At 68.4% G+C, this 12,710-nt stretch carries 10 protein-coding genes and 1 pseudogene; 10 read left to right on the top strand and 1 reads right to left on the bottom strand.

Translation table 11 applies throughout. The features are described 5' to 3' along the window. From AC1D01_RS07245 to AC1D01_RS07215, 7 genes and pseudogenes are all read left to right on the top strand, one after another. Positions 1-195 (top strand): annotated as a pseudogene (locus AC1D01_RS07245) (BadF/BadG/BcrA/BcrD ATPase family protein); the annotation flags it as partial. After that, entirely contained in the window at positions 192-932 is a 741-nt protein-coding gene (locus tag AC1D01_RS07240; protein WP_477865385.1) for a GntR family transcriptional regulator, read from the top strand. The pseudogene AC1D01_RS07245 and the gene AC1D01_RS07240, both read left to right, overlap by 4 nt. Continuing rightward, positions 929-2,062 carry an N-acetylglucosamine-6-phosphate deacetylase gene (nagA, locus tag AC1D01_RS07235; protein WP_477865384.1) on the top strand — a complete coding sequence of 378 codons (1,134 nt, stop codon included), beginning with the start codon at positions 929-931 and terminating at the stop codon, positions 2,060-2,062. Before AC1D01_RS07240 ends, nagA begins: the two co-directional genes overlap by 4 nt. After that, positions 2,052-3,062 carry an SIS domain-containing protein gene (locus tag AC1D01_RS07230; RefSeq protein WP_477865383.1) on the top strand — a complete coding sequence of 337 codons (1,011 nt, stop codon included), beginning with the start codon at positions 2,052-2,054 and terminating at the stop codon, positions 3,060-3,062. Before nagA ends, AC1D01_RS07230 begins: the two co-directional genes overlap by 11 nt. Then, complete coding sequence (nagZ, locus tag AC1D01_RS07225) at positions 3,059-4,546, top strand: beta-N-acetylhexosaminidase (protein ID WP_477865382.1); 1,488 nt, start codon at positions 3,059-3,061, stop codon at positions 4,544-4,546. The genes AC1D01_RS07230 and nagZ overlap by 4 nt, the downstream gene beginning before the upstream one ends. A 30-nt stretch (positions 4,547-4,576) precedes the next feature. After that, positions 4,577-5,872, top strand: a complete 1,296-nt coding sequence (locus AC1D01_RS07220; RefSeq protein ID WP_477865381.1) for an MFS transporter — start codon at positions 4,577-4,579, stop codon at positions 5,870-5,872. A 7-nt stretch (positions 5,873-5,879) separates the two neighbouring features. After that, positions 5,880-6,821 carry a glycoside hydrolase family 16 protein gene (locus AC1D01_RS07215; protein WP_477865380.1) on the top strand — a complete coding sequence of 314 codons (942 nt, stop codon included), beginning with the start codon at positions 5,880-5,882 and terminating at the stop codon, positions 6,819-6,821. Between the two features lie 63 nt (positions 6,822-6,884). Here AC1D01_RS07215 and AC1D01_RS07210 read toward each other — a convergent pair whose 3' ends face one another. Continuing rightward, the gene (locus AC1D01_RS07210; protein WP_047510694.1) at positions 6,885-7,625 is read right to left on the bottom strand and encodes a GntR family transcriptional regulator; all 741 of its coding nucleotides are present in this window, start codon (positions 7,623-7,625) and stop codon (positions 6,885-6,887) included. A 430-nt stretch (positions 7,626-8,055) separates the two neighbouring features. Here AC1D01_RS07210 and AC1D01_RS07205 point away from each other — a divergent pair, with 430 nt between their 5' ends. From AC1D01_RS07205 to AC1D01_RS07195, 3 genes are all read left to right on the top strand, one after another. Then, positions 8,056-10,812, top strand: a complete 2,757-nt coding sequence (locus AC1D01_RS07205; RefSeq protein WP_477865379.1) for a TonB-dependent receptor — start codon at positions 8,056-8,058, stop codon at positions 10,810-10,812. 87 nt (positions 10,813-10,899) lie between these two features. After that, entirely contained in the window at positions 10,900-11,406 is a 507-nt protein-coding gene (locus AC1D01_RS07200) for a hypothetical protein (protein WP_477865378.1), read from the top strand. Between the two features lie 249 nt (positions 11,407-11,655). Next, a partial coding sequence (locus tag AC1D01_RS07195) for a peptidase inhibitor family I36 protein (RefSeq protein WP_477865377.1) occupies positions 11,656-12,710 on the top strand: 1,055 nt, incomplete at its 3' end.

The following is a 12,710-nucleotide window of genomic DNA, read 5'->3' as shown; positions in this document are numbered from 1 at the left end:
GTGTCCGAGCTCGAGGCGATCGCCCGCGCGCTGGACCCGGCCGGCGAACTGCCGCTCGCGGTGCTCGGCAGCGTCGGCCAGCGCCTGTCGCCCCGCCTTTCACCTGCGCTGCTCGCGCGCTGCGTCGCCGTCGCCGACGGGCCGGCCGCCGGCGCGCTGACCCTGATCCGACGCGAGGTCGAGACCGACCGATGAAGAAACCCCTGTTCGATTTCAAGCCCGACGCGCGCGACAGCTCGCCGCTGTACGTGCAGCTGGCCCGCAAGCTGGGGCAGGCGATCCGCGACGGCCGCTACCAGGCCGACGAGGCGCTGCCGTCCGAGCGCGTGCTGTCGGAGTCGCTCGACGTGTCGCGCGTGACCGCGCGCAAGGCCATCGACCAGCTGGTCGAGCAAGGCCTGATCGTGCGCCGCCGCGGCTCGGGCAACTACATCGCACCGCGCATCGAGCAGCCGCTGTCGCGGCTGACGAGCTTCTCCGAAGAGCTGCACCAGCGCGGCTACACGCCGAGCTCGCAATGGCTCGAGCGCAGCATCACCGCGGCGGTGCCCGACGAGCAGCTGAGCCTGGGCCTGTCGCCCGGTGCGCGCGTCGCGCGGCTGGAGCGGCTGCGCCTGGCCGACGAGGTCGTGATGGCCTACGAGGTCAGCGTGCTGCCGCAGAGCGTGCTGCCGCAGCCCGAGCTGGTCGACGGCTCGCTGTACGAATACCTGACCGCCACCCGCCAGGCGCCGGTACGCGCGCTGCAGCACATCCGCGCGCTGAATGCGCAGCCGCGGCTCGCCGAGCAGCTCGGCGTGCCGGTCGGGCAGGCGGTGCTGTTCATCACCCGGATCGGCTACCTGGAAACCGGCCAGGCGGTCGAGCTGACCCATTCCTATTGCCGAAGCGATTACTACGACTTCGTCGCCGAAATGAGAAGAGACGCATGAGCACCCACCTGCAAGGCAAGGTCCTCACCCCCCAAGGATTCGTCGACGGCCGCATCGAGTTCGACGCCGACGGCCGCATCGTGCGCGTCGAAGGCACGCCGATCGACGTGCGCAAGGTGCGCGACAAGGCCGGCGCCATCGTGCTGCCCGGCTTCATCGACCTGCACGTGCATGGCGGTGGTGGGCACGACATCATGGAAGGCGGCGATTCGGCGGCGCGCGTGTCCGAGCTGCATGCGCGCCATGGCACCACCGCGCTGCTGGCGACGACGATGACCGCACCGATGAGCGACCTCGAGCTCGCGTTCGCCGGCCTCAAGTCGGTGTGCGCGACCCGCAGCCCGAAGGGCGCGCGCGTGCTGGGCGTGCATCTCGAAGGCCCGTACATCAACGGCGGCAAGCTCGGCGCGCAGCCGAACTTCGCGCGGCCGGTGCAGACCGCCGAGCTGGCGCGCCTGAACGAGCTGGCACCGATCCGCCTGATCACGCTGGCGCCCGAGATCGCCGGCAACATGGACCTGATCGAGTCGCTGTGCGCCGCGGGCTTCCGTGTGCAGCTCGGCCACACGCTGGGCAGCTACGAGGACGGCGTCGAGGCGCTCAGGCGCGGCGCGGGCGGCTTCACGCATTTGTTCAACGCGATGAGCGGGCTGCACCACCGCGAGCCCGGCATGGTCGGTGCAGCACTCGCGCATGCGAAGTACTCCGAGATCATTCCGGACCTGCTGCATGCGCACAAGGGCGCGATCCGCGTCGCGCTGCGCGCCATCCCGCACCTCTACTGCGTCACCGATTCGACCGCCGCCGCCGGCATGCCCGACGGTGACTACCGGCTCGGCCGCCACAAGGTCACCAAGTGCCTGGGCGGCGTGCGGCTGGCCGACGGCACGCTGGCCGGATCGACCCTCACCATGGACCAGGCGCTGCGCAACCTGGTCAACGAGCTGGACATGGACCTGATCGACGCGTCGCGCCGCGTCTCCACCCATGCGGCCGACTACCTCGGCGCCTCGGACCGCGGGCGCTTGTCTGYCGGCGCCTGGGGCGATGCCGTCGTGCTCGACCGCGACCTCATTGTTTCGGACGTCTATGTTGAAGGAAGCTCGATTGAACTCGCGCATGCTGGCTGAGGCCCGCGAAGCCCCCTCTGCGGTCGCACGGCAACTGGCCGAGAACGACCAGGCCTACAGCGATTTCGGTGCCTTGCTGCGCAGCAAGCCGCCGGGCTCGGTGCTGACCGTCGCGCGCGGCAGCTCCGACCATGCGGCCCACTTCATGGCCTACCTGATCATGGCGCGCATGGGCCGGCTGGTGACCTCGCTGCCGATGTCGCTGATCACGCTGTACCAGTCGCAGATCGCCTGCGACGGGCTGGCGGCCATGGCCTTCTCGCAATCGGGCCAGAGCCCCGACCTGGTCGCGCCGATGCGCTACTTCACCGACGGCGGCGCCTGCACCGCGGCCTTCGTCAACGACCCGGAGTCGCCGCTCGCGAAGGCCGCGCAGTGGGTGTTCCCGCTGCACGCCGGTGCCGAGACCAGCGTCGCCGCGACCAAGAGCTTCATCACGCAGATGGTGGCCGGCGCGCGCACCGTGGCCGCCTGGCAGGACGACCTGGTGCTGCAGGCCGCGCTGTCGGCGCTGCCCGGCGTGCTGTCGCGTGCCGCGCATGCCGACTGGACGCCGGCGGTCGATGCGCTGGTCAACGCCGACAAGCTGTTCGTGATCGGCCGCGGCACCGGGCTGCCGGTCGCGCTGGAGGCGGCGCTGAAGTTCAAGGAGACCTGCGCGATCCAGGCCGAGGCGTTCTCGGGCGCCGAGGTCAAGCACGGCCCGATGGCGCTGATCGACGAAGGCTATCCGCTGCTGATCTTCGCGCCGCGCGGCCCGGCGCAGGCCGGCCTGCTGGCGCTCGCCGACGAGATGCGTGCGCGCGGCGCCAAGGTGCTGCTGGCGGCACCCGGCGGCACGCCGCACGCGAACCTGCCGATCGTCGAGACCGCGTCGATCGAGCTCGACCCGATCTCGGTCGTGCAGAGCTTCTATCCGATGGTCGAGGCGCTGGCGCGTGCGCGCGGCTTCGATCCCGACAAACCGAAGTTCCTGGCCAAGGTGACGAGGACGCAATGAGCACGGTATTCCATCCAGGGCAGTTGGTGATGGTCAACATCCCAGGGAAGCACCTGGATGGATCGACCGCTGCCTTCCTGCGCGAACACCACATCCGCGCGATCTGCCTGTTCCGCTGGAACCTCGGCACCGAGGCCGAGGTGCGCCGGCTCACCGCCGACCTGCGCGAAGCGATGGGCGAGCACGCGCTGATCGGCATCGACCAGGAAGGCGGCTCGGTGGTGCGCTCGACCTTCCTGCCGCAGGCGCCGRCCGCGATGGCGCTCGGCGCGGCCGGCGACCAGGCAATGGCCGAGGAGGTCGGCGCGGCGGTCGCGCGCGGCCTCGCGAGCCTCGGCATCAACTGGAACTTCGCGCCGGTGCTCGACGTGAACAACAACCCGGCCAACCCGGTGATCGCCGAGCGCAGCTTCTCGGAAGACCCGCTGGCGGTGACCAAGCTGGCCGGCGCGTGGATGCGCGGCTCGCTGCGCGAAGGCGTGGCCTGCTGCGTGAAGCACTTTCCGGGGCACGGCGACACGCACGTCGATTCGCACCGCGACCTGCCCGAGGTGAACAAGTCGCTGGCCCAGCTGGAGGCGCTGGAGTTCGTGCCGTTCCGCGCGCTGCGCCACGAGGCGCCGGCGATGATGACGGCGCACATCGTCTACCCGCAGCTCGACCCCGAGCACCCGGCGACGCTGTCGCGCCGCGTGCTGGGCACGCTGCTGCGCGAGAGCTGGGGCTACGACGGCGTCGTGATCACCGACTCGCTGGTGATGAAGGCGATCCACGACCGCTACGGCCACGACCGCGCCGCGGTGCTCGCGCTGCAGGCCGGCGCCGACATGGTGATGGCGCTCGGCACGCAGGACGAGCAGCTGGCCGCGATCCGCGCCATCCAGCGCGCGCAGGCGAGCGGCGACCTGGGCGCCGAGAAGCTCGCCAAGGCGAACGCGCGGCTCGACCGGCTGGCCGCCCGCTACCCGGTGCGCCATGCCGACTACACGCCGGCGCAGCATGAGCGCGACGACGACCTGATGCACCGCGCCTGGGCCGCCGGCCTGACGACGCGCGGCACCGCGCCGGTGCTGCGCCGCGACCACCGGCTGCGCGTGTTCACGCAGCGCGCGGTGCCGAGCGACGGCGTGTCCGAAGCCGGCCTCGCGGGTGCGCAGGTGGCCGAGCTGTTCGGCGGCTTCGCGAGCGTCGACATGGTCGAGCTCGACGTGCTGGCCGAGCTCGACTGGTCGACGATCCCGCGCGACGGCCGCCTGAACGTCGTCGTCTCGAACCACCGCGACCGCTACGACGCGCGCGCCAAGGCGTGGCGCGCCGACCTGCACGTCGTGCTGTGGAACCCGTACCAGGCGCTGGACATCCCGGCGCCCGCCGTCATCACCTGGGGCTATGCCACCGGGGCGCTGGTCGCGCTGCGCGACTGGCTCGAACGCCGCACCACCGCACCCGGCCGCTCGCCGGTGCGGCTGGACACCCGTCGCTGATCCACACCGAAGTTCCTGGAGTCCTCCCGCATGTCCACCGCCACGAAGGGTTCGCCGATCCGCTGGGTGCCGAGCCTCTACCTCGCGCAGGGGCTGCCGTTCTTCGCGGTCAACGTGATCGCGCAGCAGATGCTGATCAGCATGCAGGTGCCCAACGAGCAGATCACGCGCTGGCTCGGCGTGCTGAGCCTGGCCTGGGGCATCAAGTGGCTGTGGAGCCCGTTCCTCGAACTGGCGCCGAGCAAGAAATCGGTGGTGATCGTGTTCCAGCTGCTCGGCGCGGGCGGGCTCGCGCTGACGGCGATCGCGCTGCACCTGCCGGCGTTCTTCGTGATCGCCGTCATCGCGCTCGCGCTGGTGTCGCTCGCGTCGGCGACGCACGACGTGGCCTCCGACGGGCTGTACATCGCGAGCCTCGACAACAAGGCGCAGGCCGAGTACGCCGGCTGGCAGGGCGCGTTCTTCAACGTCGCGCGCTTCGTGTCGGCCGGCGGCCTGCTGATCCTGGCCGGCTCGCTCGAGAAATCGGTCGGCGTGCCGGCCGCCTGGACCGCGATCTTCCTGATGCTGGCCGCCGCGATGGTGGTGCTCGGGCTCTACAACGCGTGGTCTCTGCCGGGCACGCGCAACGTGCCGGCCGATGCCGGCTCGGCCGCCGACGTGAGCCGCACGCTGTGGCACGTGATCCAGGATTTCCTGCGCAAGCCGGGCATCTGGCTGGCGATCCTCTTCATCATCCTGTTCCGCGCCAGCGAGGGGCAGATCCAGACCATCGGGCCGATCTTCCTGCGCGCCGCGCGCGACGTGGGCGGGCTCGGCCTCAGCACCGACCAGGTCGGCTGGGCCTACGGCACGGCCGGCACGATCGCGTTCATCGCCGGCAGCATCGTCGGCGGCTACTTCGCCGCGTGGCTGGGGCTGAAGCGCGCGATGGTGTGGCTGATCCTCGCGATGAACCTGCCGAGCATCGCATTCGTCTTCCTCAGCATCGCGATGCCGACGAACTTCGGCGTGATCGCCGCGGCGCTGAGCCTGGAGATGTTCGGCTACGGCTTCGGCTTCGTCGGCGTGATCCTGTACCTGATGCAGGTGGTGTCGGTGGGGCGCTACCAGACGGCGCACTACGCGATCGGCTCCGGCGTGATGGGGCTGGGCATGAGCCTGTTCCGCACCATCAGCGGTGACATCCAGGTGGCGCTCGGCTACCAGAACTTCTTCCTGTGGGGGCTGGCGTGCGCGGTGCCGGTGCTGATCCTCGCGCGCTTCGTGCCGCTCGAGTCGAAGCCGGCCGAGCCCGCTGCGCCGGCGCAGGTGGTCGAGGCCTGAGCACGCGATGACGATGCGCCGCCTGTCACTTGCTGCATGCGTCCTCGCCGGCTCGTTGCTGGCCGGATGTGCCAGCGTGCCTACTCCGGCACCGGACGCCGGCGTGTTCTTCGACGACTTCAGCCAGCCGAGCGTCGCCGCATTGGCCGCCGGCGGCTGGACGGTGCGCGACCAGCGCGGCCACCCCGGCATCGAGGGCGCCGGCTGGGGCGCCGGGGCGCTGTCGCTGGTCGACGACCCGGCGCAGCCCGGCAACCGGCTGCTGCGCCTGAGCGCGCGCACCGACGGCACGCCCGCCGGCACGACGCAGGCCCAGCTGTGCCACGCTCGCAAGTACCTCGAAGGCACCTACGCCGCGCGCATCCGCTTCAGCGACGCTCCGGTGCAGGGGCCTGACGGCGACGTGCTGGTGCAGACCTTCTACACGGTGAGCCCGCTGCGCTTCCCGTACGACCCGCAGTACAGCGAGCTCGACTGGGAGTACCTGCCGAACGGCGGCTGGGGCGATGCGCGCACGCGGCTCTACGGCGTGACCTGGCAGACCGTGCGCCTCGACCCGTGGGATGCCTACAACCAGCCGCTGCAGCACTTCGCGGCGCTGGGGCCCTCGGGCGGCGGCTGGCACGTGCTGATGATGCAGGTGGCCGGTGGCAAGAGCCGCTTCTTCCTCGACGGCCGGCAGCTCGATGAACATGGCGGGCGCAACTACCCGGTGGTGCCGATGGCGATCGCGTTCAGCCAGTGGTTCGTGCCGGCGGGGCAGCTGGCCGGCGTGTCGGCGCCGCGCGCGTATGAGGAGGATGTCGACTGGGTCTACCACGCGCGCAACCGCGTGATGACGCCCGCCGAGGTGGCGCAGGCGGTGCAGGCGCTGCGCCGCGCCGGGCAGACCGCCGTCGACACCGTGCCGGCGGCCGAGCCGCCGCTCACCTCCACCTGCGACTTCTGAGGTCACGCCGTGCAGCCCGCGCCCATTCACATGAACGCACGCCGCACGGATCGCCTTCCGGCCTCAGCCGGCGTTCAGCTCGGCGACGAAGTCGTACATGTCGCCGCGGTAGAAGCTCTGCGAGAGCTCGATCGCCCGGCCATCGCGCAGGTAGCCCAGCCGCTCGACCAGCAGCCCGGCGTCGCCGACGTTCGCCTCGAGCAGCCGCGCCTGCTCGGCGTTCAGCAGCAGCGCCCGCAGCCGCTGCAGCGCGCGCACCGGGCGGTTGCCCTGCTGCTCGAGCGCCGCGTACAGCGAATCGCCCACCGCCTCGAGCGACGGCAGGCAGCCCGCCACCACGGTCGCGATCTCGATCGCCATCGGCGCGTCGTCGGCGTAGCGCAGCCGGTTGAAGCGGTAGACCAGCGCGCCGGGGCTCAGCGCGAGCTTCAGCGCCTCTTCCGGCGTCACCGTGCCCTGCGAGCGTTTCAGCCACACGCTGTGCGGGCGGCTGCCGCGGGCGCGCATGTCCTCGGAGAACGAGGTCAGCTTCGCGAAGTTCTTCTCGACGCGCGAGGACACGAAGTTGCCCGACCCCTGCCGGCGCACCAGCCAGCCTTCTTCGGCCAGCCCCTCGATCGCTCGGCGCACCGTGATGCGCGAGACCGCGAAATCCTCGGCGAGCTGGCGCTCGGAGGGCAGGGCGTCGTCGGGCCCCAGCACGCGGCGCTCGATGGCCTCGCGCACCGCACGCTGCAGCTGTTGGTACAGCGGCAGGCTGTGATTCGGGTCCAGCGGCTTGAGCACCTGGGCCAATGTCGTCATGCGAACCCCTTTGTTTTATCCGGCTCGTGCGGCCGGGTTGCGGCGATCTCTCAAGGGCAGATGGTGATGGACCATACCAATTCAATACAAGAAGTCCAAAAGGACCGCACGAATGACAGTTTCGATGGCCCTCGGACCGCACTTTACATCAGTGGTTTCCCCGTGGTTGCTGGCTGACGACGCTATTGCAATCGCGTGAAATTGGTAGCATAGTGGCCTCTAGTGGTAGCTTACTGGTACTAGAACTGGCATCAAAAGCGTCACGGTTCTCGGGGGAAGGAGCTGCAGTCCACTTTCCCGGTGGTCTGCAGATGAGGTCCCAGGTTTCCTAACAGGCCGAATCAGTTTCGGCGGCCCATTAACCCAGGCAACAGAGGCAGACATGAAAGCTAAAAGGACTCCCATCGCATCGGCGGTCGCGCTCGCTCTGATGAGCGCGTTCACGGCGGCCCACGCACAGGACGCAGCCGCGCCAGCGGCTGCCGCCGCGTCGGCACCGCAGCCGGCGCAGGCTGCTTCGGCGCCGCTGGCGGACGAGAAGCCGATTGAAACTGCCGCGCCGGCGAAGAACGCGCAGAACCTGGAAGCGGTGGTGATCACCGGCATTCGTGGTTCGCTGCAGCAGTCGCTGAACCGCAAGCGCAATGCCGATTCGGTGGTTGAAGTCATCACGGCCGAAGACATCGGCAAGATGCCCGACAAGAACGTCGCCGATTCGCTGCAGCGCATCCCGGGCGTCAACATCAGCTCGGCCGGTGCCGGCGAAGGCGGCTTCGACGAGGCCGACCGGGTCAGCCTGCGGGGCACCAACCCCAGCCTGACGCAGACGATGATCAACGGCCACATGGTCGGCTCGGGCGACTGGTTCGTGCTGAACCAGGTCGGCACCGTCGGCCGCAGCGTCAGCTATTCGCTGCTGCCGTCGGAGCTGGTCGGCGCCGTCGTGGTGAACAAGAGCTCGCGCGCCGACCTGGTCGAAGGCGGCGTGGCCGGCACGGTCGACATCCAGACCCGCAAGCCGCTGGACTTCAAGAAGCAGCTGACGCTGGAAGCCACGGCGGGCGCGGTGTATGCCGACCTGCCGGAGAAGACCGATCCGCAGTTCAACGCGCTGTTCAACTGGAAGAACGAGGCCAACAACTTCGGCGTGCTGGTGCAGGGCTTCTCCGAGAAGCGCCACCTGCGTCGTGACGGGCAGGAAATGCTGGGCTATACCGCCATTGCACCAGGAAGCAAGATCGCGCTGTCGAACCCCGACCTCGCGGGCGTGCTGTACCCGAACGGCATCGGCTCGGCCCTGTTCGAGCAGGAGCGCAAGCGCGAAGGCGCCTTCATCGACCTGCAGGTCAAGCCCACCAACGACGTGACGCTGGATCTGAGCGGCTTCCGATCGAAGATGGAGGCGACCAACTACAACCGCAACTACCTGATCTTCCCGTCGAAGATCCTGGACGGCGGCAAGGGGCAGGCGCCGGATGCGGGCTATGTCATCCGCAACGGCACCTTGGTGTCGGCCAATTTCACCAACATCGGCGTGCCCGGGCAAACACCGTCGCAAGACCAGCAGTACGGCATCGTCGACCAGATCTACCGTCCCGGCGCCAATGCGGTCAGCGACTTCTACAACCTGGACGGCAAGTGGAACGTCAACGACAAGCTGACGCTGCTGAGCAAGATCGGCACTTCGAAGGGCAAGGGTGAAACGCCGAAGCAGGCGGTCTACGAGCAGGACATCCTGAACACCGGTGCGAGCTACACGCTGCATGGCATCGGTTCGCCGGCCGATGCGGCCCTGCCGGGGATCAACCAGGGCACCTTCAACGTTCCAGGCCAGACCCGGCTCGATTGGGTCTTCGGTGCCAGCCCGGCCACCACGAAGGACAAGGAGAACTGGGGCCAGCTCGATGGTGAATACGCCCTCGAGGCAGGCGCCGTCACCGGCCTGAAGTTCGGTGCGCGCTTCGCCGAGCACACGCGTGAGTCGACCTGGATTGCCCAAGGCCCCGCCGCCGGCGCGTTCGACAACCTGCCTGCCTGGAACGGCTCGACCTACCCGGGCAATTTCGGCGGCGGCCTGGGCGGCGGCAACTTCCCGCACATGCCGTGGCAGCTCGATCCGGCCGCCCTCGAGGCCTGGGGTGACAAATATTCGAACCGCGATCCGGTGTCGCGCGAATACTGGCCCGGCGAATTCTCGATGCGCGAGAAGAACACCGCCGTCTACCTGATGGCCAACCTCGAAGGCAACCGCTGGAGCGGCAACGTTGGCGTGCGCGTGGTCAGCACCAAGGAGCAAGTGACCCAGAACGTCGCGATCACCGGGGTCACCGATCCGACGACCGTGCCTGGCGCGATCACCACGTCGGCGTTCGGTCCGTTCTATCGCAAGGAGATCGACAACACCTACACCGACGTGCTGCCCAGCCTGAACCTGAAGTACGACCTGTCCAAGGACCTGGTGGCCCGCTTCGGCCTCGCCAAGACCATGGCTCGGCCGGACTACAGCGCGCTGGCAGGTTCGGTGAGCCTGGATGAGCTGAACCACACTGGCAGCGGCGGCAACCCCGACCTGAAGCCGATTCGCTCGACGAACGTCGACGTCGGGCTGGAGTGGTACTTCGCACCGCGCTCGCTGTTGTCGGCCAGCCTGTTCTACATGGACCTGAACAACTACGTCAGCTACGGCACGTCGCAGTTGCAGTATCTGAACATCAAGACCGGCGCGTACGAGACCTTCAACGTCTCGTCGCCGACCAACAGCAGCGGCCGGGTCCAGGGCCTCGAACTCTCGTACCAGCAACCGATCGGCGCCGGCTTCGGCACCATCGCGAACTACACGTACGCCGATGCCGAGGAAACCGGTGGCGGGCCGCTCGTGGGTGCGTCGAAGAACACCTACAACCTGACCGGCTACTACGAGAACGACAGCTTCAGCGCCCGCGTGAACTACAGCTTCCGCTCGAAGTTCTACAACGGCCTGGACCGCAGCACGGCGCAGTACCAGGACGACACCGACAACGTGTCGGCATCGATCGGCTACAAGATCAGCGACAACCTGACCGTCACGCTGGACGGGATGAACCTGAACAACCCGAAGCTGAAGTACTACGCGAACAACCCGGACCAGCCGACCGCGTTCTACGTCAACGGTCGCCAGTACTACCTCTCGCTGCGCTTGAAGATGTAATTGCAGAGGACGTCGAAGATGGGATCGAGGGTGGGGCGCATGCCCCACCCTTTTTTTCAGGAGGCATCTCTTCGCATGAAGCACCCCATGAAGTTCCTCGTTCCCGCCGCGAGCGCACTCGCGCTGCTCGGCTGCGCGAGCCGATACGAGCCGCCACAGGATCCGGGCACGACGGTTCCCATCACCTTCGTCAACCACGGTCCGGCCGCGGGAACCTTCATCCGCCCGACGCCTCAGGCGTGCAGCACCACGGGTGATGCGGGCCTCGTCGGCAACATTGGCCGGATGAAGATCCCGCTGAACGAAGTGCTCGAGCGATCGACCCGTGTCAGGCACTCGGTGCCCGTCACCATCTCGATGGGCTGGTGGGAGGAAGCGCGTCCCGTGCGCGAATGCGGCGAGAAGCTCACCTTCACGCCGAAGGCGGGCCGCGAGTACCAGGTCGAGTTCATCTCGGCGCCCGAGATGCTCACCGGCTCCCGCGCGCCGAGCGCGTGTTCCGTCGAAGTCCGCGAGCGCACGGTTGCAGGTGCGCCTTTCTCCAGGCTCGGCGACGAGGTCGTTCGCACGCGCGAGAACCTGTGCATCCGATGAGGGCCTGCACCACCCCGCTTACACCCCGCCACAACCCCACACCGTTGTTTCGGGTTTCCCTCTATCGCCAAGTGCGCGATCTGCACTAAATTCACGCCTTGGAATCGGTTCCAAGTGGCCTGAAGAGCAACAACAGCCGTCAAATCCCGCCGCACACATCCACCGCGCCGGTTCCTCATGCGGCGGGCGYAGCCTCTGCGCCCGTGAATTCCGCCAGCCCCGCCGGGCCGGCCTTTGACGGAGATCGACATGTTGACTTCAACAGGGATGCACCGCGTCCCCCGCCCGCGCGCGAACGGCGCCGGGTCGTGGGTGACGCTTTTCWTGTGGGCCTGCGCCGCGCTGCTCGCGGCCATCGCCTTTCCGGCCCGCGCGGCCGACTACACCCAGGGTGTTGCCGTGTCCGGCAGCACCGCGACGATCTGGTTCAAGTCCACCGTCAGCACGACCTGGGTCGACACGCACTACACCGTCAACGGTGGCGGCCAGCAGAACGTGCGCATGACCTACTCCAGCGCCAATGCGCGCTATGAGCAGGCGGTGGGCAACGCGGCACAGGGCACCGTGCTCGGCTACTCGTTCACCTACAACAACGGCAACCCGGCCTATGACACGCCGGCCTTCAGCTACACCGTGGGTGGCACGACCCCGCCGGTCGACCCGGTTCCCACCGGCATCGCCTGCTTCTACGAGAACGCCAACTACGCCGGCGCGGTGACCTGCGCCGATGCCGACAGCAGCTGGGTCGGCGGCACGTGGAACGACCGCTTCTCGTCGGTGAAGGTGCGCGCCGGCTACAAGGTGCAGCTCTTCAACGACATCAACTACGGTGGCGGCTCGGTCACGCTGACCGGCGACACGCCGAACCTCGGCACGGTCGGCTTCAACGACCTGGCCTCGTCGTTCAAGATCACGACCAACGGCACGACGCTGCCGACCTCGGACACGCCGGACTTCGGCCCGAACGTCTCGATCTTCGAGCCGTCGACGCCGATCGACACCATCCGCACCAAGGTCAACAGCGCCTTCGACTCGATGAACAAGAGCTCGACCGCCCAGTTCGGCGGCCAGCGCTTCACCTTCCTGTTCAAGCCGGGCACCTACAACGACCTGTGGATCAACCTGGGCTTCTACACGACGGTGGCCGGCCTCGGCCTGAACCCCGACGACGTGCGCTTCCAGAACGGCGCGCTCAACGTCGACAGCGGCTGGAACCTCGGCGACGAGAAGAACGCGACGCAGAACTTCTGGCGCTCCGCCGAGAACCTGTCGATCGTGCCGAACGGCGGCACCAACCGCTGGGC

Source organism: Rhizobacter sp. P3_B12 (genome assembly GCF_056402895.1).
Note: the sequence above shows the minus strand (reverse complement) of the source record. Positions and strands in the feature narration are given on the sequence as shown.